Source organism: Bradyrhizobium sp. IC4059, from assembly GCF_020193615.1.
Lineage (GTDB): Bacteria > Pseudomonadota > Alphaproteobacteria > Rhizobiales > Xanthobacteraceae > Bradyrhizobium > Bradyrhizobium yuanmingense.
In genome coordinates, this window is sequence record NZ_JADYVH010000014.1 from 136,585 (window position 1) to 159,197 (window position 22,613).

A 22,613-nucleotide genomic window follows, 5' to 3' on the forward strand; every position below is an offset into this window, starting at 1 on the left:
CGGAAATTGTGCGTCCGAGCTTAAGGGTGGGAGGAGGCCTGTCAAATATGCAAAAACGCATGTGAATCGGCCCTCTCTCGCTTTGACGTGCACACGCGGGGGGCTTATGAAGCGGGCTCATGACACAACATGACAACGATCCCGCCTGGCCGGACCACAAACCGACCGCGCTCCTCGTGCTTGCCGACGGCACGGTGCTGGAGGGCTTTGGTCTCGGCGCCGAGGGCCACGCCGTCGGCGAGGTCTGCTTCAACACCGCAATGACCGGCTATGAGGAGATTCTGACCGATCCCTCCTATGCCGGCCAGCTCATCACCTTCACCTTCCCGCATATCGGCAATGTCGGCACCAACGACGAGGATATCGAGACGGTGAACATGGCCGCGACGCCCGGCGCGCGCGGCGTGATCCTGCGCACCGCGATCACCAATCCCTCGAACTACCGCGCCACCAAGCATCTCGACGCCTGGCTCAAGGCGCGCGGCATCATCGGGCTCTCCGGCATCGACACCCGCGCGCTGACCGCGCTGATCCGCTCCAAGGGCATGCCGAACGCCGTGATCGCGCACTCGAAGTCTGGCGAGTTCGATTTGCACGGCCTCAAGGAAGAGGCGCGCGAATGGCCGGGCCTCGAGGGCATGGACCTCGTGCCGATGGTGACGAGCGGCCAGCGCTTCACCTGGGACGAGATGCCCTGGGCCTGGGACAAGGGGTTTGGCAGGCAGGACAAGCCCGAGTTCAACGTCGTCGCCATCGACTACGGCATCAAGCGCAACATCCTGCGCCTGCTCGCCGGCGTCGGCTGCAAGGTGACGGTGGTGCCGGCGACGACCCCGGCCGAAGACATCCTGGCGATGAAGCCGGACGGCGTATTCCTGTCCAACGGTCCGGGCGATCCGGCCGCGACCGGCAAATATGCCGTGCCCGTGATCCGCGACGTGATCAAGTCGGGCACGCCGACCTTCGGCATCTGCCTTGGCCACCAGATGCTGGGCCTTGCCGTCGGCGCCAAGACCAAGAAGATGCATCAGGGCCATCACGGGGCCAATCACCCGGTGAAGGACGAGACCACCGGCAAGGTCGAGATCACCTCGATGAACCACGGCTTTGCCGTGGACGAGACGACGCTGCCGAAGGGCGCGACGCAGACCCACATTTCCTTGTTTGATGGATCCAACTGCGGCATCCAGCTCGACGGCAAGCCGGTATTCTCCGTGCAATATCATCCCGAGGCCTCACCCGGCCCGCGCGACTCGCATTACCTGTTCCAGCGCTTCGCCGACCTGATGCGGCAGAGGAAGAGGGCGTAAGGCGCGTTCTCCACGGATACTTCACGACAAAAGCCCGGGCTCGCCCCGGGCTTTTCGTCATTCCGGGGCGCGCGTAGCGCGAGCCCAGAATCCATCTGACAACAGACTTTGCAGTGTCATGGATTCTCTGATGCGCAATTGCGCATCATAGCTCGACGCTGCGCGTCGCCCCGGAATGACGGTGGAACGAGGAACGTCGCCGCACGCGTTTGGTTGATCCCTGCTATTCTTGCGCAGGAGCACAGCCATGTCCGTCGTCCGCGACAAGGCCGAGCCGCTCGCCATTGTTTTCGAGGATGACGGGCTCGTGCCGAACAACATCCTTCCGTTCCTGGTCTACCAGGGCGCGGTGAAGCTCGACCCAAAGCGCCCGGAAGAGACCATCGAGAATCTGTTCGAAGCGAACGGCTGGGGCGGGACGTGGCGCAACGGCGTCTACGATTATCTGCATTATCATGCGACGGTGCATGAGGTGCTCGGCGTCGCGCGCGGCAGCGCCCGCGTGCGTTTCGGCGGCGATCACGGCCAGGAGCTTCAGATCAAGGCCGGCGACGTTGCGATCCTGCCCGCCGGCACCGGACATCAATGCATCAAGGCGAGCGATGATTTTTGCGTGATCGGCGCCTATCCGCCAGGCGCAAAAATGGAGATCACGCGCGCAACGCCGGAGAACCATGCGAAAGCGCTGAAGACGATTCCGCAAGTGGCGCTGCCGCCGGCTGATCCCGTGACGGGGAAGGACGGCGCGCTGATGCGGTTGTGGCGGTAGCCACACGCGTGGTGCAGTAGGGTGGGTTAGCCAAAGGCGTAACCCACCTCTTCTGTTTCCGCGGACAGAGACAGTGGTGGGTTACGCCTTGCAGATGCGCTTCGCGCTTCTGCGAGGCTAACCCACCCTACGCATCCCGTTACGCCTCGTTGCCGCCCTCCTGCCTCGTCGCTTCAAACAGGAACCAGGTCCGCCGCTCGGTCTCGTCGATGAAGTTCTCCAAAATGCTGGCGCTGGCGACGTCGCCGGCCTCGTCGCACACGTCGTGCGCCTTGCGCATCGCGGCAGCGACGTGCTTGTTGTCCTGCATCAGCTCGCGCAGCATCTCGCGCGGCGGGACGTAGTCCTCGTTGTTGTCCTTGATGGTCTGGAGCTTTGCGACCTGGCCGATCGACTTCAGCGTGGTGCCGCCGATCTTGCGGACGCGCTCGGCGAGCTGGTCGGTCGTGGCGAAGATCTGGTCGGACTGCTCGTCGAGCAGCAGGTGGTAATCGCGGAAGTGGCGCCCGCTGATGTGCCAGTGGAAATTCTTGGTCTTCAGATAAAGCGCGAACGCGTCGGCCAGAAGCACGTTGAGCGCCTCAGAGACTTTCTTGACCCCGTCGGGCGACAGATCCGTGGGGGTATCGAGTTCGGGCGAGACCTTGTTGTTGGTTTTGCTCACGGGAGACCTTCCTGTTAGGACGCGGACATTGACGGCGCGCCGCCGCACCCCTAACGCAAGGTGGGCAGCGCGGTTCCTAGATAGGAACCCCTGGGCGGGATACCAATGGACGATTGGATCGATTATTACGACTCGACGCATACGATCTATGTCAGCAAGCTGCATCGCAACTTGCACTTCCAGATCATTGCGCGGGACATCATCGGCTACATCCCCTCGCCCGATGCGACGGTGCTGGACTATGCCTGCGGCGAAGCGCTGTCGGCGAGCCAGGTGGCAGCCGCCTGCGGCATGCTGATCCTGGCCGAGCCCGCGCCGGGCGTGCGCGGCCGGCTGATCGCGCGGTTTGCCCCAAACACCAAGATCCGCGTCCGCTCGCTCGAGGACGTCCGCAAGATGCAGGATCAGTCGATCGATCTCGTCGTGATGAACTCGGTCGCACAATACATGACGCCGGACGAGCTCGATGCGGCGCTATTGAACATCCGCCGCATCCTGAAACCCTCCGGCAAGCTGGTGCTGGGCGACATCCTACAGCCCAATGTCGGCATGGTCAGGGATGTGATGGCGCTGCTCGGGTTCGGCCTGCGTCACGGATTTCTGAAGGACGCGCTGATCGGGCTGATCAGCACCGCGCTGTCGGATTATCGCCAGCTGCGCTCGAAGATCGGACTGCAGCGCTACAGCGAGGACGAGATCACGGCCAAGCTGAAGGCGGCGGGCTTCGCGGTCCAGCGCGCCCACAGCAATATTGGGCACAACCGCTGGCGCATGACCTTCATCGCGAGGCCGCCTCTGGTCCGTTAAGCATAACGATCAGCTGAGGTGGCCTGGCGCACGCCGATCGGGAATAATCCTGATGGCCCGGTGGCGGAAATGTCTACGCGGGGGCGGTGCATCGCTCTTCATCCTGGTTCAAATCCAGGCCGGGTCTCCACGCTTCGCTCCTGCGGGGCTACGCGTGGCGCAGCCACGCAAGACCCGTAGGGGCGAAGCGTGTCCGGCGTAGCTGGAGCATAGCGGAAGCGGAGACGGACTGCCCGCCCGCCCCGACGATGCCGGCAACGCACCGTCAAACCCCTGAAAATTGGCGGTTGATGGGCGTTTTTCGGGGTTTCGCCGCTCCAAAAACTGGTTTAAGACCCACCCGCGCGCGAGGGAGACCCCGCGCTCTCGCCAAATGGGGACGCGCGGCAAGCGCGCCCTTTTTTTGTGCCCAGATCCCAGCCCGTGAGCGGTGATGCCCAAACGAACCGACATCTCGACCATCCTGATCATCGGCGCCGGTCCCATCGTGATCGGCCAGGCCTGCGAGTTCGACTATTCGGGCACGCAGGCGGTGAAGACGCTGAAGGAAGAGGGCTATCGCATCGTCCTCGTCAATTCCAACCCGGCCACCATCATGACCGACCCGGAATTGGCGGATGCGACCTATATCGAGCCGATCACGCCCGAGATCGTTGCCAAGATCATCGAGAAGGAACGTCACGTCATTCCCGGCGGCTTCGCGCTGCTGCCGACCATGGGCGGCCAGACCGCGCTGAACTGCGCGCTGTCGCTGCGCCGCCAGGGCACGCTGGAGAAGTTCGACGTCGAGATGATCGGCGCCACCGCCGATGCCATCGACAAGGCGGAAGACCGCCAGCTCTTCCGCGAGGCCATGACCAAGATCGGGCTCGAGACGCCGAAGTCTCGGCTCGCCAACGCCTCCGAGCTGAAGAAGTCGTTCCGCGAGAAATACCAGGCCGAACGCGCAAAGCTGTCGGGCGCCGCGCTCGAAGAGCTCGACCGGCAGTGGACGCTCGGCGAGAGCGAGCGTCGCAAGCGCTACCAGGAATACGCCTTCGGCCAGGCCATGATGGCGCTGTCCGAGATCGGCCTGCCCGCGATCATCCGCCCCTCCTTCACGATGGGTGGCACCGGCGGCGGCATCGCCTACAACAAGGAAGAGTTCCTCGACATCATCGAGCGCGGCCTTGACGCGTCTCCCACCAACGAAGTGCTGATCGAGGAGTCCGTGCTCGGCTGGAAAGAGTACGAGATGGAGGTGGTGCGCGACAAGAAAGACAATTGCATCATCGTCTGCTCGATCGAGAACCTCGATCCGATGGGCGTGCACACCGGCGATTCCATCACGGTGGCGCCGGCGCTGACGCTGACCGACAAGGAATACCAGATCATGCGCGACGCCTCGCTGGCGGTGCTGCGCGAGATCGGGGTCGAGACCGGCGGCTCCAACGTTCAGTTCGGCGTCAATCCCGAAGACGGCCGCATGGTCGTCATCGAGATGAATCCGCGCGTGTCGCGCTCCTCCGCGCTGGCCTCGAAAGCCACCGGCTTTCCGATCGCCAAGGTCGCCGCCAAGCTCGCGGTCGGCTACACGCTCGACGAGATCGCCAATGACATCACCGGCGGTGCCACGCCGGCGTCATTCGAGCCGACCATCGACTACGTCGTCACCAAGGTGCCGCGTTTTGCCTTCGAGAAATTCCCGGGCGCCTCGACCACGCTGACCACCTCGATGAAATCGGTCGGCGAGGTCATGGCGATCGGCCGCACCTTCCAGGAAAGCCTGCAAAAGGCGCTGCGCGGGCTCGAGACGGGATTGACCGGCCTCGACGAGATCGAGATCGAGGGCCTCGGCCGCGACGACGACAAGAACGCGATCCGCGCCGCGCTCGGCACTCCGACGCCGAACCGCATCCTCCAGGTCGCCCAGGCCATGCGGCTCGGCTGGTCGAACGAGGACATCTTCAACTCCTGCAAGATCGATCCGTGGTTCCTCGCCGAGATGCGTGGCATCGTCGAGATGGAGGAGAAGGTCAGGAAGAACGGCCTGCCTGGCAACGCCTTCGGCATGCGCACGCTGAAGGCCATGGGCTTCTCCGACGCGCGGCTCGCCGTGCTGGCCGAGACGACGGAGGCCGAAGTCAAGGCCAAGCGCCACGCGCTCGGCGTCCACCCGGTGTACAAGCGCATCGACACCTGCGCGGCCGAGTTCGCCTCGCCGACCGCCTACATGTACTCGACCTATGAGGCGCCGTTCGCCGGCCTGCCCGCGGACGAGAGCGCGCCGTCCGACAAGAAGAAGGTCATCATTCTCGGCGGCGGTCCCAACCGCATCGGCCAGGGCATCGAGTTCGACTATTGCTGCTGTCACGCCTGCTTCGCGCTGCATGACGCCGGCTACGAATCCATCATGATCAACTGCAATCCGGAGACGGTGTCGACCGACTACGACACAGCCGACCGGCTCTATTTCGAGCCGCTCACCGCCGAGGACGTGCTGGAGATCATCGCCAAGGAGCGCAGCAACGGCACGCTGCACGGCGTGATCGTGCAGTTCGGCGGCCAGACGCCGCTGAAGCTGGCGCGCGCGCTGGAAGCCGCCGAAGTGCCGATCCTCGGCACCTCGCCCGACGCCATCGACCTCGCCGAGGACCGCGACCGCTTCAAGCGCGTGCTCGACAAGCTGCGCCTCAAGCAACCGAAGAACGGCATCGCCTATTCGGTCGAGCAGGCCCGCCTCGTCTCCGCCGATCTCGGCCTGCCGCTGGTGGTGCGCCCGTCCTACGTGCTCGGCGGCCGCGCGATGCAGATCATCCGCGAGGAGAACCAGCTCAATGATTATCTGCTCGGCACGCTGCCGGAGCTGGTGCCGGCCGACGTCAAGGCGCGCTATCCGAACGACAAGACCGGCCAGATCAACACCGTGCTCGGCAAGAACCCGCTGCTGTTCGACCGCTATCTGTCGGATGCCACGGAAATCGACGTCGACTGTCTGTGCGACGGCAAGGACACCTTCATCGTCGGCATCATGGAGCACATCGAGGAAGCCGGCATCCATTCCGGCGACAGCGCCTGCTCGCTGCCGCCGCACTCGCTCGATGAGAAAATGATCGAGGAGCTGGAGCGGCAGACCCGCGAACTCGCGCTCGGCCTCGACGTCATTGGCCTGATGAACGTGCAATACGCCATCAAGGACGGCGAGATCTACGTGCTCGAGGTCAATCCGCGTGCCTCGCGCACCGTGCCGTTCGTCGCCAAGGTGGTCGGCACGCCGGTCGCCAAGATCGCCGCGCGCATCATGGCCGGCGAGAAGCTTGCCGATTTCAAGCTGAAGAAGGCGGCGCTCAAGCACGTCGGCGTCAAGGAATCGGTCTTCCCGTTCGCACGCTTCCCCGGCGTCGACACTGTGCTCGGCCCCGAGATGCGCTCGACCGGCGAGGTCATGGGAATCGACCGCTCGTTTGCGGTCGCCTTCGCCAAGAGTCAGCTCGGCGGCGGCACGCGGGTGCCGCGCAAGGGCACCGTGTTCGTCTCGGTGCGCGAAAGCGACAAGACGCGCATCGCGGATGCCGTGCGCGAATTGCATTCGCTCGGCTTCAAGGTGCTGGCGACCTCGGGCACGGCGCGCTTCCTGACCGATCAAGGCATCCCGACCGAGAAGGTGAACAAGGTGCTGGAGGGGCGGCCGCACATCGTCGATGCCATCACCAATGGCGACGTCCAGCTCGTCTTCAACACCACCGAAGGCCCGCAGGCGCTGGCCGACAGCCGCTCGCTGCGGCGCGCGGCCCTCTTGCATAAAGTGCCATATTACACCACTCTTTCCGGGGCCGTGGCGGCCGCGCAGGGCATCCGCGCCTATTTGGGTGGGGACCTTGAGGTTCGTACCCTGCAGAGCTACTTTTCGGAAACCTGATCGCTAGCGGCAGCGAAGCTTCCGCTAAGTGATTGGCAATGAAGCCACAATGGCCGGAGGAACCGATCCGGCCAGGTGGCAGTTCTGTTCCGGCGCTAAAGCCCATATCTGTCAAGGTCCGGCAGCCCCTCTTTGGGCTCTGGAGGACTGACGAATCAAGGTTGCGGCGCCCATCCGCATTCTGGGGCGCACGATCGAAGGACGAGAGAGACGATGGAAAAGGTTCCGATGACCCAGGCCGGCTTTGTCGCGCTCGGGGAAGAATTGAAGCAGCGCCAGTCCGTGGACCGTCCGCGGATCATCGAGCATATCGCGGAGGCGCGCTCGCACGGAGACCTGTCGGAGAACGCGGAATATCATGCCGCGAAGGAAGAGCAGTCGCACAATGAGGGTCGCATCGCCGAGCTCGAGGACAAGCTCGCGCGCGCCGACATCATCGACATCTCCAAGCTCTCCGGCGACACCATCAAGTTCGGCGCCACCGTGACGCTGGTCGATGAGGACACCGAGAAGAAGACGGTGTGGCAGATCGTCGGCGAGGTCGAGGCGGACGCCAAGAAGGGCCGGATCTCGATCACCTCGCCGCTCGCACGCGCATTGATCGGCAAGAAGAAGGGCGCCACGGTCGAGGTCAACACGCCGGGCGGCGCCAAGGCGTACGAGATCACCAAAGTGGAGTGGCGGTAAGGACTTGCCGCTGCGTCTGCTGACGTTTCAAAAAGGCCGCGCAGTGCGCGGCCTTTTTGGCGTGTTGCTGGAGTTGTGGCGGACACACGTTCTCACCACACGTCATTGCGAGCGGAGCGAAGCAATCCAGACTGCCTCTGCGGAAAGACACTGGATTGCTTCGCTCCGCTCGCAATGACGGAGAGGACCGTGGACTGGTCTTCACCTCTCCCCGTAAGAACGGGGAGAGGGAGAAGACCCTAACGTCGTCCCTTCACCTCGAGCGGCACGGCCGCCTCGTACTTCGAATTGTGCAGCACCAATGACGTGCGCACGTTGCGGACATGCGGTGCCGCCGTCAGATGCGTGACGAAATCCTGGAAGGTCGCCATGTCGGGTGCGACGCATTTCAGGATGAAATCGACCTCGCCGGACAGCATCCAGCATTCCCGCACCAGGGGCTCGGCGCGGACGAACTCCTCGAACGCGCGCAAATCCGCTTCGGCCTGGCTGGACAGGTGCACGGCGGCGAAAACGGTCACGTCGAAGCCCAGCTTGCGTGCGTCCAGGAGGCCGCGATAGCCGTGGATGTAACCCTCCTCCTCCAGCGCCCGGACGCGGCGCAGACAGGGGGGCGGCGAGATGCCGACGCGCTTGGCCAGTTCGACATTGGTGATTCGACCGTCGGCCTGAATCTCGGTGAGAATTTTCAGGTCGATCTCGTCTAGGTTCCGCGACACGTGATTGGAACTCCTGGCCTTTGCGGCGGTATTGGGTGGACTTGTCGAAATCCTCATAGCCCAATCCGCACCGCCGGCGCAATTTTATTGCGCGTGCAGCGCAATCGACTTTTGTTCCCTGTTGGAAAAATCCGCCGATAGGGAATGCAATTCTTGCATGGCTCGCCAGATTGCTTAGATTAGCTCTGATATTTCAGCGCCTCCGCTACGCCTCCCGGCACATTCCGCGCTCGCGCTGCAAATCCCCCGTGAAAGGCGTCCATCGAAATGTCCGCTCCTGTTCATGCAAAGGTCGTCATCATCGGCTCCGGCCCGGCTGGCTACACCGCCGCGATCTACGCCGCGCGCGCGATGCTTGAGCCGATCCTGATCCAGGGCATCCAGCCCGGCGGCCAGCTCACCATCACGACCGACGTCGAGAACTATCCAGGCTTCGCCGACGTGATCCAGGGCCCCTGGCTGATGGAGCAGATGGAGAAGCAGGCGGTCCATGTCGGCACCAAGATCGTCTCCGACCTGGTGACCAAGCTGGAGACGGCGCAGCGGCCGTTCCGCCTCACCTGCGACTCTGGCGACGTCTATCTCGCCGAGACCGTGATCCTGGCCACCGGCGCGCAGGCCCGCTGGCTCGGGCTGCCGTCGGAAGCCAAGTTCCAGGGCGGCGGCGTGTCGGCCTGCGCCACCTGCGACGGCTTCTTCTACCGTGGCAAGGAGGTGATCGTGGTCGGCGGCGGCAACACCGCGGTCGAGGAAGCCCTGTACCTCACCAACCATGCCTCGCAGGTCACGATCGTGCATCGTCGCGATCATTTCCGGGCCGAGCGCATCCTGCAGGAGCGCCTGTTCAAGCATCCGAAGATCAAGGTGATCTGGGACGCCGCGGTCGACGAGATCTGCGGCACCGAGAATCCCAACAAGGTCACCCATGTCCGGCTCAAGAACGTCAAGACCGGCGCGCTCACGGACGTCAAGGCCGACGGCATCTTCATCGCCATCGGGCATGCGCCCGCGACCGAGCTGGTCAAGGATCAGGTCAAGCTGAAACCCTCCGGCTATATCGAGGTCGCCCCGAACTCGACCGCGACCTCGGTGCCCGGCCTATTCGCCGCCGGCGACGTCGCCGACGAAACCTATCGCCAGGCCGTGACGGCCGCCGGCCTCGGCTGCATGGCCGCACTCGAAGCCGAACGTTTCTTGGCCCTTCGCGCCAGCGAGCGCGCGGCAGCGGAATAGAATCATGCCCCGAACACGCGACGGATTTACGGATATGGACTGGGACAAGCTGAAGGTGTTTCACGCCGCGGCGGAAGCGGGCAGCTTCACGCATGCGGGCGAGCAGCTCGGCCTGTCGCAATCGGCGGTGTCGCGCCAGGTCTCGGCGCTGGAGCAGGAGCTCTCGGTCTCGCTGTTCCACCGCCACGCCCGCGGCCTGATCCTTACCGAGCAGGGCGACCTGTTGTTCCGCACGGCGCATGACGTGTTCATGCAGCTGCAGGCGGCGCGCGCCAAGCTGACCGACAGCCGCGAGCGGCCGAGCGGCGATCTCAAGATCACCACCACGCCCGGCGTCGGCATCAACTGGCTGATCCCGCGGCTCGGCGAATTCACCGCGCTCTATCCGGAGATCCGCATCTCGCTGATCGTCACCGACGAGGAGCTCGATCTGTCGATGCGCGAGGCTGACGTCGCGATCCGCACCCGCAAGCCGACGCAGCCGGATCTGATCCAGCGCAAGCTGTTCGCGATGGGCTTCCACGCCTATTGCTCGCCGGAATACATCAAGCGCTTCGGCACGCCGCGCACGCTGGAGGAGCTCGACTCCCACCGCATCATCACGCTCTCGGACGGCAACTTCGCGCCGCACCTGCAGAACCGCAACTGGCTGATCGAAGCCGGGCGCAACGGCTCGGGTCCGCGCGAAGCCTACTTCAAGGTCAACAACATCCTCGGTCTCGTGCGCGCCTGCGCGCAGGGCCTCGGCATCGCCGCCCTGCCCGATTACCTAGTCGAGGAGCAGAGCAAGCTCGTGCAGCTGTTCGGCGAGTCGGACTCGATCCAGCTCGACACCTACTTCGTCTATCCCGAGGAGTTGAAGACGGTCGCGCGCGTGCAGGTGTTCCGTGACTTCGTGGTGAGCAAGGCGCAACGCTGGCCGTCCTGATTTCCGCATGACTGACATGCGGCCTCGGCTGTTGCTGCAAGGCACTCGGCAAGCCCATAATGTTTGCACGCTGAGCCTTCGCGTTGCGCATTTGTCCCCCTCCTCCAGTGGCGCGGGAGTTCAGTAATCCCTCTTGGAAGGTGATTGTGTCGGCCTCACGTGGCCAATACCTAAGCCGGGCCCTCGGGTCCGGCTTTTTTTCGTCAAAATGTGCTTCGCTCTCCGCGTGTGTTGACAGTTCCGCGCATACCCCGCATCATTCGCCCATGATCACGAAGTCGTGCGCAATCGTTTCGAAAAAAGGCCCCCATCCGGGGGCCTCGGAATATTGCGCGCGCTAAGCTGACTTCGTCATCGCGAGCCAATCCCGAAAACCCCGCCGCCTGGACGGGGTTTTTTCATGTGCCCTCCGTCTCAGGCATTTTTCCCGAGAAGGAGATGGAAACATGACCGCACTACGAGATCACTTGCACGGGCTGTGGTTGCCGCTGGTGACGCCGTTCCAGGACGGCGCGCTGGACGAGAGGTCGCTGCGGCGGCTGACCCGGCACTATTGCGCGCACGGCATCGACGGCCTCATCCTGGGCGCGACCTCCGGTGAAGGCATGACACTGCGCGCGGCCGAGCTCGAACGTCTCGTCGCCGTGGTGCGCGAGGAGATGGCGACCGCCGGCCGCAACCTGCCGATCTGCCTCGGACTGTCGGGCGCGGACACCTCGCGTCTGCAGGAGCGCCTCGACGAGACCGCGGACTGGCCGATCGACGGTTACCTGATCGCCAGTCCCTATTATGTGCGGCCGTCGCAGCGCGGCCTGCTGGCGCATTTCGAGACGCTCGCCGACCACGCCGCATGGCCGATCGCGCTCTACAACATTCCCTATCGCTGCGCCGTCAACATCACCAACCAGACCATGCTGCGCCTTGCCGAGCACAAGAACATCGTCGGCCTGAAGGATTGCGGCGCGAGCCGGGAGCAATCGATCGCGCTCTTGCGCGACCGGCCGAAGGGCTTTCGCGTGCTCACCGGCGAGGACGCCAATTTCTTCGAGGCACTCAGTGACGGCGCCGACGGCGGCATCGTGCTCTCAGCCCATGTCGAGACCGCAACGTTTGCGGCAATCTATAGCGAGCACAAGCGCGGCAACCACGATGCGGCGCTGGCGCGCTGGCACGAGGCCGGCGAGCTGACGCGGCTGTTGTTCGCCGAGCCGAGCCCCGCGCCGGCGAAGTACTGGCTGTGGCGATCCGGCCTGATCGACAGCCCGGAGGTGCGCCTGCCGATGGTGGAAGTGAGCAGCGAGCTCGCGGCAACGATCGATCGCGAGATCGAGCGACGGGTGACGATCGCGGCGTAGTTTTCTCTCCGTGCACGCTGCTCTTCCTTCTCCCCTCGTGGGAGAAGGTGGCGCGAAGCGCCGGATGAGGGGTTTTCTCCAAGCGCAAGACTGTTTGTGTGGAGACAGACCCCTCACCCGTCTCGCCGCTCCGCGGCGAGCCACCCTCTCCCACAAGGGGAGAGGGTGAAGCGTGCCCGTTTGGTTAACCGCGCCCCAACGGCCTTCGCAGCTGCCGCAATCCGTATCCACGTCTCGTTTACGTGACTGCGCCTATCGTTCTGTCCAAAGTTACCGAAGGGGAAATGACCATGGGGTATCGCACCCGGCCTACGGCCGCGAGCCAGTTCGCGCCCGCCGATCTCTTGAAGGGAATTCTCGTCGTCTCGTCGTTCGGGTTCTGGGCCGTGATGCTCGGCCTGATGCCGGTGCTGCTGTTTCGCGTCTGGCTGGTCGGCTGAAGCTGCGCGCGCGGGATGGTTAATCCGTGGTAGCACCTGTGTTCAAAATGCACGGGCAGATGCGATCCGGATCTTAAAACATCGCTGCTATCACTGACGTCCATAAGCGAAGAAATCGCGGGGGCGTTTGTGAATAGTCAGAATGAAATGGCGTCGCATTTCGACGCCGAACAGCAGGGCTTTACCACCGAGGACATTCTCTGGGCCGTCGGCATCTGGTCGGTGATCCTGACTCTGTCGCCGGTCATCGTGTTCTACATGCTGATAGTGGCGTGAGCGAAATCAGAAACGCAAAACGCGCGGACTTCCCGCGCGTTTTTCGCCGTTCGACATGATCAATGAAAATTAAGCTGCCTGCTTGTGCATTGCGCCGGAGGCCGACGCGGTGCCGCGGATAGCCTTCACCGAACGCTCGATCGCCGCCCACAGTCTTGCGATTTCCTGAGCCGCACGGCTCTCGGCCTGATATTCGCGCGCGCCTTCGCCGTGGCTGAGCGCCATCAACAAATCCGAACGATTGGTGATCTGGCCGCCCCACACCGGAGCGCGGAATTTCGCCAGTGCTTCGCGGGCGATGGTGACGATCGGGCTTTCGGCTTCGTCACGCTTGGCCGGGGCACCGTTGAGCACGACCGCGTAGGGCTTGCGCGCGGCGCGACACATCTGGATGGTTTCCTGCACGGCATTGACGTCGAACACGCCGGGACGCGCCGGGATGACCACCATGGTGGCATTCTTGATCGCGTCGTCGACGACGGCCGACAGGTTCGGCGGCGTGTCGATCAACACCCATTCATAACCGTCGCGCTTGGCCGCGGAGACGATGCCGCTGACGGAGTTGACGGCAGCCTTGATCGGCGGCTCGTTGGTGCCGCGCAGCTTGTGCCACAGCGTCAGGGAGCCCTGCGGATCGGCGTCAACCAGCATGACCTGCTTGCTCGCCTTGATCTGCGCGGCGAGATGCGCGGCGAGGGTACTCTTGCCCGAACCGCCTTTACGTGATGCAAAAACAATGACGTTCATACCTTCCGCCTCCAGATTGACCCCAGGCCGCGAAAATGAATCAGCGCGCTGATTCGTGAAAGAAAAATTTGTCGGGAGCTGCGCGACAGCCACGAAATAACAAGACGTGTTGGCTTTTGAGTCACACTGCTTCGCAGGAGGCGGACACGGGCCGCATCGAAATGCCGCCCGTGCGAGGCGTCTGTGCGTTTTTTGAGCAACGCGCGGGACAAAAGCGGAATGCAACCTTGCCGCGCAAACCTGCCGCGCGCTTTCTTTTCAGGGGCGCACGCCCGTCAATCGATGCAAGCCTTCCGGCGCCGTGCGAACAAAACGAGTCCGCTGGCTGCCCGCGAAGCCGAAGTCAGGGCCGGAACGAGGAAAGCGCGCGATGGCGCGGCTTTGGTCGCCGGGCGCTCAGCCTTGGCTGGATTTCTTCTTGGGCGCCGGCTTGGCGGTCTTCTTCGCAGCCTTGGGCGCGATCTGGGTCGGCTTGCCGGCGCGCTGCTCGCGCGGCGCCGGTCCGCGGCGGAAGAACACCGCGCATTGCGGCGAGAGCTGCGCCTTCTTCTTGATCATGCAGGCGGTGATGGCATCGACGTTCGGGACGAACTCGCCGCACAGCCGCATCGCGTCCGGCGTGCAGGCCTGCTGCTCCTCCTGGGTGTAGGCGAAGCCGGCGCGCGGCAGCGCCAGGATGGCCAGGGCAAGCGCGAGGCTTGCAACGGCCAAGGGCTTTGCAAAGGACTTGAAGCGAAACGCCGGCATCGATCCCCCCACATCACGAGTCAGCGCGAATAGTGGGTGAACGGCGGTTCGTTGGCAACCGAGGGCAAGTGCGAAAGCCGGCACGTGTGCGCTCTCGGCAACAGGGTGCGGCGGGACAGCTGTCATCCCCGCGAAGGCGGGGATCCAGTATTCCAGAGACGTCCAACGTTCCCTGAGAAGCCGCGGCGTACTGGATCCCCCGCCTGCGCGGGGGATGACAGCTGTGGGTGGGAGAGCGACTGTGCCCCCCAACACAAAAGTGCGAAAACAACCCCATGCACAGTAGCCAAGTCATTGCAAACACTCACGTCGCCGAATTTTAGGATTTTTCGAAGCCAAATTTGACTTGTCGGGCAAAACAGGGGCATCATGTCACCCTCAAGAAGATGCGCGTGGGGTGGCCGGCCTCTCTCCTGCGCTGGTCGAAAAGCGCACACGAGGAGGACAATCACATGACGGGGAATGAAGCGGAGCTGCCGCTGTCGGGCGTGATGGTGGTGTCGCTGGAGCAGGCGATCGCGGCGCCGCTGGCGAGCCGGCACCTCGCCGATTGGGGCGCGCGGGTGATCAAGATCGAGCGGCCGGGCAGCGGCGATTTCTGCCGCGACTACGATCATGTGATGAACGGCATGTCGAGCCAGTTCGTCTGGACCAACCGCTCCAAGGAAAGCCTCGCCATCGACATCAAGAGCCCCGAGGGTCGCAAGGTGCTCGACGCCCTGCTGCCGCGCACCGATGTGTTCATCCAGAACCTCGCGCCCGGCGCGGCGGAGCGACTCGGCCTCGATGCCGCTTCGCTGCTGCGCAGATTTCCGCGCCTGATTGCCTGCGACGTCTCGGGCTATGGCACTGATGGCCCCTACAGCGACAAGAAGGCCTATGATCTCCTGGTGCAGTGCGAGGCCGGCGTGCTCGCCATCAACGGCACGGAGGCCGAGCCGGCCAAGGTCGGGCTTTCCGTCGTCGATATCGCCACCGGCATGTACATCCTCAACGGCGTGCTGATGGCGCTATATCGGCGCGAACGGACCGGCAAGGGCACGGCGTTCCAGGCCTCGCTGTTCGATTCCATCACGGACTGGATGAGCTATCCCGCCTTCTACACCGAGAGTACGGGCCGGCCGCTGCCGCGCACCGGCGCCAAGCATGCGACGATCGCGCCTTACGGCCCGTTCCGCGTCGGCGACGGCAACACCATTTTCTTCGGCATCCAGAACGACCGGGAATGGCGGTCGCTGTGCCGCATCGTGCTGGGCGACCCCGACTTCGCCGACGACCTGCGCTTCCGCACCAATCCGCTGCGCATGCAGAACCGCGACGAGCTGCAAGCGCATATCGAGCGGCGCTTTGCCTCGATGACCAGCGAGGAGGTGCTGCGGCTGCTGGACGAAGCCGCGATCGCGAATGCGCACCTGAACTCGGTCGAGGCGTTCCTGCAGCATGAGCAGCTGCATGCCCGCGCGCGGGTGAGAAGCGTGGGATCGCCGTGCGGGCCGGTGATGAGCTTCCTGCCCGCGCTCACCATTCCCGGCGTGACGCCGCGGATGGATCCGGTGCCTGATGTCGGCGAGCACAACGAGAAGATCCTCGGCGAACTTGGCCTCGTTAAGGGAACGTGAGAATGGCCTCGCAGCGCCCGACGCGGGCTTATCTCGCCGTTCCCGCGCATCGCGCCCGTGTCGTCGCCAAGGCGGCGGCATCATCGGCGGACGCGGTGTTCATGGACCTCGAAGACGCCGTGCCGCCCGCGGAGAAGGGCGTTGCGCTGACGGAAGCCGCCCGCGCGCTGTCCTCGCTCGACTGGGGCAGCAAGCACGTCGCGGTCAGGCTCAATGCCGTCGACAGCCCGTTCATCGCAGAGGAGATCCGCAGCTTGGCGGCCCTGCCCCGGCTGGATGCTTTGATCGTGCCGAAGGCGGAGCGGTTGAGTGACATCGTTGCCATCGCCGGTCAGCTGCACGCGGCCGCGCCCGATCGGGCCGCGCCTGTTACGCTCGAGCTGCTGATCGAGACCGCGCTCGGCCTCGTCAATGTCGACGCCCTCGCCGCGTGCCAAGACAGCGTGGCCGCGCTGCATCTCGGCGTCGGCGACCTCGCAGCCTCGCTCGGCGCCCGCACCTCCGACATCGGCATTTCGCCGGATGGTTACCGTCATGTCGGATCAGCTCAAAGCGGCTACGCCGCCGCGCCGCTCGACCTGTTCGCCTATCCGATGATGCGCCTGCTGGTCGCCGCTCGCGCGCACGGCCTGCGCGCGATCGATGGCCCCTGCGGCGCGTTCCGCGATGCTGGACTGACCGAGGCCAGCGCGCAAAAGGCCGCTGCGATGGGCTTCGACGGCAAGCAGGTGATCCATCCCGACCAGATCGAGCCGACGCTGCGCGCGTTCACGCCCTCGGCCGAGGAGCTGGCCCAGGCGCGGCGGATCGTCGAAGCCATGGAGCAGGCCGAGGCGCTGGGACAGGGCGCGGTGACGCTGGACGGCAAGATGATCGACTACGCCAATGTGCGCATGGCGCGGAGGATCATTGGGCTGGGGTCGTAGGGACCGAAACGCGCGCTCAGGCGGTGTCGCTGTACAGCCAGCTAACGGGCCTGGATCGCGCCACGCTGAGCAATCGCAGCACGATTGCAATCACTTTGCCTTTGCACGCAAAGGTCGCTAGGCTGCCCCGATACACATTGCAGGGAGGGGGCACATGGCGAACCGCGAAGACATGCTTGCATTGATCAGGGCCGGCTACGCCGCGCGCGATGGCGGTGACACCGATAGCCTGGTGACGGCCTTTCATCCCGAGGGCGCATTCACCCTGATGGGCGACAAGGGTGCGCTCGAATTGACAGGACGCATACAGGGCCACCCGACCCTGCGCGAAGCTTTCCATCAATTCACCGAAGGCTTCGGCTTCGAAGGCCGCGAGATCCTCGCCGAGCTGGTCGACGGCGATCGCGTCGCCGTCCACTCCCGCGTCACCGTGCGATACCACCCGACCGGCAAAGCGGTCAGCACCGAGATCGTGGACCTGTTCACATTTCAGGATGGCAAAATCGCGGAGCTGGTCGAGTTTGCGGATACGGCGCAGATCAAGGCGATGATCTCCTGACCTGCGAGATGGATGAAGCGTCCTCGCGCTACGCCAGAAGATGAAGGTCAGTCGGCTCTGGGTCTGCACCCGCTGCCGTCAACATCGCGTGCACCTGACCTCGATGGTGGGTCTGGTGATTGAAGAGTTGAACAGCCACCAGCGTCTTTGGTTTCTCGATCCGAGTCGAACCGTCTGCAGGATACCAAACGAGCATCCCGTTCAGATCCGCGTCGCGCAATCGCGCTGACCACGCTTCGATTTCCTCGTTCCGTTGCAAGCGGAGCGCCTTGAAGGCCTCCCAATCCGAGGGATTTGCGAGGGAGTGCTTGATGGTTTGCTCTGGACGCGCATTCCCTGTCAGCCGCTCCAGTATGAGGGCATCAGCCCAATAGAGATGGTTCAACGTAGCTGCAATCGACCGGAAGAACGCCCCTCGATCCTTCCAGCGATCCTCGTGGGTCAGCCGGTCGGCGGCAGCTACCAAAGAGGCGTTCTGCCAAATGTTGTAGCGGGACATAAGCCGGCAGTATTCGGCTGAGATCATTTTCTCAGGCTCCAAAGATTGTCGATGCTGGCTGATCTCGGGATGTTGCCCCAGACGTGAGGCAGCTACAGTACCGTGACAGTCCAGAAAATTGGCCTTCGCCAGTGGTCTAATGAACGCCCCACGAAATCGGGGTTTGGTGCACTGTCACCGTAGGGGGGAGGTAGCGCCGCGCCGACAGAAACTCAGCTGCTGGTTTACGGTGCTCGGCATGACCAATCGAGAGCGAGTATTCTGACTTTAGCCTAGGCAGCCCAGTCCATGATCGCGTCGATGAAGGTCTGAGCCTGGCGGATCGCGTCGAGCCTCGTCGCACAGACACCGACCGACACTGTTCGGCCCTTTCCGACAGTCCACTTCCAACCAGCCGGGTAGCTCATCTCAACGACCGAGAAGCTTACGCCGCGATGTTCCACGGAGAACCTCCGCCAACATGTTGCTGTGTCTGAAAAGGCTACTCCAAATGGCGAATTTGTCCAGCCGAACGCAGGCCCACAATTCGATCGCGCGGCTTGATATAAGTGTTCAGGAGCAGACTTTCCGGGAAACTCAGGCGGCTCGCGTAGTACTGCGCGAGGTTAGGGTGACCGCGGGCGGTGACAAGATCGATCTCGCCCGATGTTGTGCAGTTTCGTGCACTATCACCGAAATATCCGTTCATGCTGGCCAAGCTGCCGGGCCTGCCGCCGATCGCCGCCGGCGCCATCGTGCTTTTCGCGGCGATGCCGCCCGGTGCGAACGCGTACATCTTCGCCATGCAGTATCAGCGGCGGGTGAAACCGGCGTTGGGCGCAGTGGCGCTGGGCGCCCTGCTGGCGGCGACGACGCTGCCGGTGATGGTGTGGGTGGTGGCGGGGTGAGGCGTCAAAGGCTTTGCCGGCGACGCCTCACGGCCTCGCTGCGCCCAATCCATCATCAGCGCAGGCCGAAGAACGAGAGCACCGCAGCAATCACGACGATCAGCCCGATGATATAGATGATACCGTTCATAGCTCAGCTCCCTCAGCGTTGTCAGTCCTGCCGCAGCTACAAACACCTGGGGTCGTGAAAAGGTTCGCCGGTGCTCGCCGCCGTTTTCTTGCAGTATCGGGGAACGAAAACGAACGATGCTGCTTCGGCGCGCTGGAGCCCTCGCACCACCCGCGATAGTTTTGCGTTTACACGCAAAGGTCGCTAGTCTGCCTGATACGTTGTAGGGAGGGTAACATGGCACAGCGCGAAGACATGCTCGCAACGATCCGGCACGCCTACGCCGCGCGCGGCGACGATGACGTCGAGGGCTTGGTGACGACCTTTCATCCCGAGGGCGCATTCACTTTGAAGGGCGACAAGAGCACGCTCGAACTGGCAGGAAGCGTGCAGGGTCACCCAGCCCTACGAGGGGTTTTCGGTGAATTGATCAAGAACTTCGGCTTCGAAAACCGCAAAATCCTGGCCGAGCTGGTCGACGGTGATCGCGTCGCGGTCCATTCCCGCCTTGACGTCCGCTACCATCCAACTGGCAAGACGTTCAGTACCGAGCTTTTGGACCTGTTCAGATTTCAGGATGGCAAGATCGTCGAGCTGATCGAGTTTGCGGATACGGCGCAGGTCAAGGCGATGATCTCCTGAAGGACGATGAAGTTCGATTTGCTTCAGAGCGGGCAGCAAGCCGCCATATGAGTGGGCAGAGCACTGGCGGCCCTGCCCACCATGTTCGAACGTCGACTTGTTCTGCCATCTCGAGCCTGGATGCCTCGATGTCGAGCGCTTCTCGACCTCTGTGTGGTTCGCAGTGTACCTGCACGCCGGCTTACTGCTTCGGTTCAGCTCGCGCTTCCAGCCCGCGAAGCTGTGTCCCGACAGTCAAGTCACCGATCTTACGGCCCATGTCCTTTCCGACCTCCGTCGAGAAACGGTAATGGAAACCGGCATAGATGCGGGCATTTGCGACCTCATCGCTGTAATCCTGGAGCTTGGTCCATTTGCGAGTCACCCCTGGCGCAGTGGGGCTGGTCATCGTTAGCTCTCCGACCTCGTCGCCCGCGATGGACCGGAGAACCGTGGACACCGCCGCCGATACGATGCAGTGGGCGCAGGGGTATTCGGGATGCATCGGCGTTTCACCCAGCGGCAACCAAGACGCTTCGCGTGGCGTCATCGGGTTGTGCGTGATGTCCGCGTTGCGTATGGCCGTTACAGGCCGCCAGAAGTTGTAATGATACTTCGCATCAAGGACGGCAACGATTGCGTCGTTCGCAGCGATCTCGGTGAGGGCGAAGAGGCGCGAGCAGTCAACGACGTCCATGTGCTTGGCCAAGGCGACCTGCCGGACGATTGGATTGAAGCTGGGAGGCCCGACCAGAAACCAGACTCGTCCGATCGCGGTCTGCTCTGCCGTTCGGGTGGTGCTGTTGCGAGCGCCGAGCTCCCGAATTTCGTTGACGTCTCTGGTCCAGGTCTCGGAATCAAGCGCCGGAGGTGGCGCTGGACGGAATTGTGAGACCGATGTCATGACCCAAGGGGACATTATTCCAGCCGTCGTGCCGATCGGCACCACGGTCGGCACATAGGCCCCCGGGGCTGTATAGGGACGATAAGTCTCCTGGACATCATTGCCGTCATCCCTGCGCAACGCCATCACGCCGGAAGCGGCCACCTTTCCAAGCTCGATTCCCTTCGCCTTTCCCTCCGTGTCCGGAATGCCGGAAAGCGATGCAATCAATGCCGCATCGAGGGCAGCTTTTTGGTCCGGATAGATCGTCAGAAGAATGTTGTAAGCCGCAGTCGACGCTGCGGCTTCCTTGGACGTGGAGCGGTCTGCCACGAGATCCAGCTTGTATGGCGTGTATCGCCTGTCGATCGCGTTCACGGCCTCGAACATGGCAACGTGAAGCATCGACATCGTGCGGGCCTGTGGCACAGGCAGCACCTTCTTTTCAGCGGCAATCGCATCTGCTTTCGCATTCCAGTCCATGATGACATCGGCACGCGCAGTGCCGATGCAAACTGCAAGAGTGGCGATGATCAGGAATGGAGATTTCGTTGCAAGAAACGTCTTCATCTTCATGCTCCTCGTTGTTTCAACAGAGAGCGACATCTTGTACGGACGAGCCGCACAAGAACGTAGAAGTGCAGAACGATCTTAAGGTCGCAGCCAGCCGGCTGCTGTGAAACAGTTTACACCCGTCCTCGCTTTCGTCGAAAAGAGTTTGAGGCGCGCCCCAAACAGTAAGATCGACTGGCTTACCTGATGCACGACCTGCAATCTCGGCAGTCTTCCGAACAATCATCACATCCTTTGCGCATTCGGGCTCGCCGACGGCGCTGATCAATCTCGGCATCTGTTTGTTTCGCGCGAGGTGAAGAGCGAGCGGCAGAGCATTTTTGGTGATGCGCGCGCTCGAGCTTGCGGCAATGCCGGCCTCTGCATTCCTGTTTGCAAGACTGCTCGACCTGCCGCCGATCGCCGGCGTCATCGTGCTGTTCGCGGCGATGCCGACCGGCGCAATGCGTACATTTGCGCCGTGCAGTATCAGCGGATGGTGAGCCCGGTGTCGGGCGCAGTGGCGCTGGGCACGCTGCTGGCGGCGGTGACGTTACCGGTGGTGGTGTGGGTGGTGGCGCGCTAGCGCTGAGCCTGAGGTTTGCGTCTCGAGTTGAGGCCGGAAAACTGGCGTTCCTAAGAAGTGCGAAGCGCAACTCGGGAAAGCATCGAAAGAGCGCGGCAAGTTTGGCTCCGCCGCAAACTTATTGTTTCCACTCGCTGCCACGCCGCGTCGTTCGGCGATTTCGAGACGCAGTCCGTCAGTTCTTGACGATCTGGAGATCGCCGGGAGTGGCTTTGCCTTAGGATCCCGTCGAGAGGCTCGCCGATCTCTTTAAGCCGCGGCCGTAGGGAGCGCGCCACTCAAACGGTCGAGCAAATAGCGACCGATGCTAACTGGTTGATCCCGCTGGTACAGTTGGGTGGGCTCGAACCACCGACCTCCTGTTCCACAGACAGGCGCTCTAACCAACTGAGCTACAACTGCATCCTTGCGAGCCGCGCCTTGGGGCTGCCTGAAAAGGCTCATCGCCGAGGGGGCTGGACGGGGCGGAAACTAGGTGCAACGGCCCGGTTTGGCAAGGCCGCAATGGGGTGAAAAACCGGGTGAAATCATCGTCGGCGCGGGGAAATCGGGCGCGGTGGGGAGACCTCGCATATGACCCCGACGATTGGGGCGTTCTAGGTCCCACATCGTCATGGCCGGGCTTGTCCCGGCCATCCACGGCTTCTGCCCGCGGCCCCAAGAACGTGGATGCCCGGGCCTTCGCCGCGCCGAAGCGGCTTCGGCCGCGCAGGCGGGACAAGCCCGGGCATGACGACCTTCCCAAATGCGAAGCGGGAGAGGCGAAGAAAAAACCCGGGCCTCTCGACCCGG

General features: G+C 63.3%; 23 protein-coding genes and 1 tRNA gene. 16 read left to right on the forward strand and 8 right to left on the reverse strand.

Annotated features, from left to right (window positions below):
- The first annotated feature begins 119 nt into the window (after positions 1 to 119).
- Both carA and I6F12_RS32545 read left to right on the forward strand, forming a co-directional pair.
- Positions 120 to 1,310, forward strand: coding sequence for a glutamine-hydrolyzing carbamoyl-phosphate synthase small subunit (gene carA / locus I6F12_RS32540; protein ID WP_225134873.1), 1,191 nt, complete (start codon positions 120 to 122; stop codon positions 1,308 to 1,310).
- A 247-nt stretch (positions 1,311 to 1,557) separates the two neighbouring features.
- A complete protein-coding gene (locus I6F12_RS32545) occupies positions 1,558 to 2,079 on the forward strand; it encodes a cupin domain-containing protein (protein ID WP_225114077.1) in 522 nt (173 codons plus the stop codon).
- Positions 2,080 to 2,218: 139 nt separating this feature from the next.
- On the opposite strand, the gene I6F12_RS32550 is transcribed toward I6F12_RS32545, so the two are convergent.
- Positions 2,219 to 2,743, reverse strand: a complete 525-nt coding sequence (locus I6F12_RS32550) for a DNA starvation/stationary phase protection protein (RefSeq protein ID WP_036009542.1) — start codon at positions 2,741 to 2,743, stop codon at positions 2,219 to 2,221.
- 105 nt (positions 2,744 to 2,848) lie between these two features.
- Between I6F12_RS32550 and I6F12_RS32555 the strand changes: the two genes are divergently transcribed.
- The 3 genes from I6F12_RS32555 (at position 2,849) to greA (ending at position 8,135) form a co-directional block, all read left to right on the forward strand.
- The gene (locus tag I6F12_RS32555; RefSeq protein ID WP_036030319.1) at positions 2,849 to 3,550 is read left to right on the forward strand and encodes a class I SAM-dependent methyltransferase; all 702 of its coding nucleotides are present in this window, start codon (positions 2,849 to 2,851) and stop codon (positions 3,548 to 3,550) included.
- A 433-nt stretch (positions 3,551 to 3,983) separates the two neighbouring features.
- Positions 3,984 to 7,448 carry a carbamoyl-phosphate synthase large subunit gene (gene carB / locus I6F12_RS32560; RefSeq protein WP_225158094.1) on the forward strand — a complete coding sequence of 1,155 codons (3,465 nt, stop codon included), beginning with the start codon at positions 3,984 to 3,986 and terminating at the stop codon, positions 7,446 to 7,448.
- 213 nt (positions 7,449 to 7,661) lie between these two features.
- Complete coding sequence (gene greA / locus I6F12_RS32565; protein WP_036009537.1) at positions 7,662 to 8,135, forward strand: transcription elongation factor GreA; 474 nt, start codon at positions 7,662 to 7,664, stop codon at positions 8,133 to 8,135.
- Between the two features lie 239 nt (positions 8,136 to 8,374).
- On the opposite strand, the gene I6F12_RS32570 is transcribed toward greA, so the two are convergent.
- Positions 8,375 to 8,854, reverse strand: a complete 480-nt coding sequence (locus I6F12_RS32570; protein WP_008135853.1) for an Lrp/AsnC family transcriptional regulator — start codon at positions 8,852 to 8,854, stop codon at positions 8,375 to 8,377.
- A 267-nt stretch (positions 8,855 to 9,121) separates the two neighbouring features.
- Here I6F12_RS32570 and trxB point away from each other — a divergent pair, with 267 nt between their 5' ends.
- From trxB to I6F12_RS37395, 5 genes are all read left to right on the forward strand, one after another.
- On the forward strand, positions 9,122 to 10,087 hold the full coding sequence (gene trxB / locus I6F12_RS32575; protein WP_036009535.1) for a thioredoxin-disulfide reductase: 966 nt from the start codon (positions 9,122 to 9,124) through the stop codon (positions 10,085 to 10,087).
- Positions 10,088 to 10,091: 4 nt separating this feature from the next.
- Positions 10,092 to 11,015, forward strand: a complete 924-nt coding sequence (locus I6F12_RS32580; RefSeq protein WP_025032176.1) for a LysR family transcriptional regulator — start codon at positions 10,092 to 10,094, stop codon at positions 11,013 to 11,015.
- 446 nt (positions 11,016 to 11,461) lie between these two features.
- The gene (locus tag I6F12_RS32585; protein WP_225158095.1) at positions 11,462 to 12,370 is read left to right on the forward strand and encodes a 4-hydroxy-tetrahydrodipicolinate synthase; all 909 of its coding nucleotides are present in this window, start codon (positions 11,462 to 11,464) and stop codon (positions 12,368 to 12,370) included.
- A 290-nt stretch (positions 12,371 to 12,660) separates the two neighbouring features.
- Positions 12,661 to 12,810 (forward strand): hypothetical protein, encoded by a 150-nt coding sequence (locus I6F12_RS32590; RefSeq protein ID WP_167361666.1) that lies wholly within the window; start codon positions 12,661 to 12,663, stop codon positions 12,808 to 12,810.
- Between the two features lie 147 nt (positions 12,811 to 12,957).
- Positions 12,958 to 13,086 (forward strand): hypothetical protein, encoded by a 129-nt coding sequence (locus tag I6F12_RS37395; RefSeq protein ID WP_275970264.1) that lies wholly within the window; start codon positions 12,958 to 12,960, stop codon positions 13,084 to 13,086.
- Positions 13,087 to 13,155: 69 nt separating this feature from the next.
- Here I6F12_RS37395 and I6F12_RS32595 read toward each other — a convergent pair whose 3' ends face one another.
- Complete coding sequence (locus tag I6F12_RS32595) at positions 13,156 to 13,833, reverse strand: ParA family protein (RefSeq protein WP_025032179.1); 678 nt, start codon at positions 13,831 to 13,833, stop codon at positions 13,156 to 13,158.
- A 396-nt stretch (positions 13,834 to 14,229) separates the two neighbouring features.
- Positions 14,230 to 14,580, reverse strand: a complete 351-nt coding sequence (locus tag I6F12_RS32600) for a hypothetical protein (RefSeq protein ID WP_036009533.1) — start codon at positions 14,578 to 14,580, stop codon at positions 14,230 to 14,232.
- A 452-nt stretch (positions 14,581 to 15,032) separates the two neighbouring features.
- Here I6F12_RS32600 and I6F12_RS32605 point away from each other — a divergent pair, with 452 nt between their 5' ends.
- From I6F12_RS32605 to I6F12_RS32615, 3 genes are all read left to right on the forward strand, one after another.
- Entirely contained in the window at positions 15,033 to 16,199 is a 1,167-nt protein-coding gene (locus I6F12_RS32605; protein ID WP_225158096.1) for a CaiB/BaiF CoA-transferase family protein, read from the forward strand.
- Positions 16,200 to 16,201: 2 nt separating this feature from the next.
- Positions 16,202 to 17,125, forward strand: a complete 924-nt coding sequence (locus I6F12_RS32610) for a CoA ester lyase (protein ID WP_225158097.1) — start codon at positions 16,202 to 16,204, stop codon at positions 17,123 to 17,125.
- 154 nt (positions 17,126 to 17,279) lie between these two features.
- Positions 17,280 to 17,684 carry a nuclear transport factor 2 family protein gene (locus I6F12_RS32615; RefSeq protein WP_225114083.1) on the forward strand — a complete coding sequence of 135 codons (405 nt, stop codon included), beginning with the start codon at positions 17,280 to 17,282 and terminating at the stop codon, positions 17,682 to 17,684.
- A 28-nt stretch (positions 17,685 to 17,712) separates the two neighbouring features.
- On the opposite strand, the gene I6F12_RS32620 is transcribed toward I6F12_RS32615, so the two are convergent.
- Both I6F12_RS32620 and I6F12_RS32625 read right to left on the reverse strand, forming a co-directional pair.
- On the reverse strand, positions 17,713 to 18,210 hold the full coding sequence (locus I6F12_RS32620; RefSeq protein ID WP_225151054.1) for a DinB family protein: 498 nt from the start codon (positions 18,208 to 18,210) through the stop codon (positions 17,713 to 17,715).
- A 454-nt stretch (positions 18,211 to 18,664) separates the two neighbouring features.
- Positions 18,665 to 18,871 carry a hypothetical protein gene (locus tag I6F12_RS32625; RefSeq protein ID WP_225144281.1) on the reverse strand — a complete coding sequence of 69 codons (207 nt, stop codon included), beginning with the start codon at positions 18,869 to 18,871 and terminating at the stop codon, positions 18,665 to 18,667.
- Between I6F12_RS32625 and I6F12_RS32630 the strand changes: the two genes are divergently transcribed.
- A complete protein-coding gene (locus tag I6F12_RS32630) occupies positions 18,870 to 19,070 on the forward strand; it encodes an AEC family transporter (protein ID WP_225114085.1) in 201 nt (66 codons plus the stop codon). The genes I6F12_RS32625 and I6F12_RS32630 overlap by 2 nt on opposite strands.
- A gap of 346 nt (positions 19,071 to 19,416) precedes the next feature.
- The gene (locus tag I6F12_RS32635; RefSeq protein ID WP_036040132.1) at positions 19,417 to 19,821 is read left to right on the forward strand and encodes a nuclear transport factor 2 family protein; all 405 of its coding nucleotides are present in this window, start codon (positions 19,417 to 19,419) and stop codon (positions 19,819 to 19,821) included.
- A gap of 181 nt (positions 19,822 to 20,002) precedes the next feature.
- On the opposite strand, the gene I6F12_RS32640 is transcribed toward I6F12_RS32635, so the two are convergent.
- Complete coding sequence (locus I6F12_RS32640) at positions 20,003 to 21,253, reverse strand: vanadium-dependent haloperoxidase (RefSeq protein ID WP_225114086.1); 1,251 nt, start codon at positions 21,251 to 21,253, stop codon at positions 20,003 to 20,005.
- A 353-nt stretch (positions 21,254 to 21,606) separates the two neighbouring features.
- On the opposite strand from I6F12_RS32640, the gene I6F12_RS37400 reads away from it, so the two are divergent.
- Complete coding sequence (locus I6F12_RS37400; RefSeq protein WP_275970271.1) at positions 21,607 to 21,738, forward strand: hypothetical protein; 132 nt, start codon at positions 21,607 to 21,609, stop codon at positions 21,736 to 21,738.
- Between the two features lie 408 nt (positions 21,739 to 22,146).
- Here I6F12_RS37400 and I6F12_RS32645 read toward each other — a convergent pair.
- Positions 22,147 to 22,223: transfer RNA gene (locus I6F12_RS32645), tRNA-His, on the reverse strand.
- Between the last annotated feature and the right edge of the window lie 390 nt (positions 22,224 to 22,613).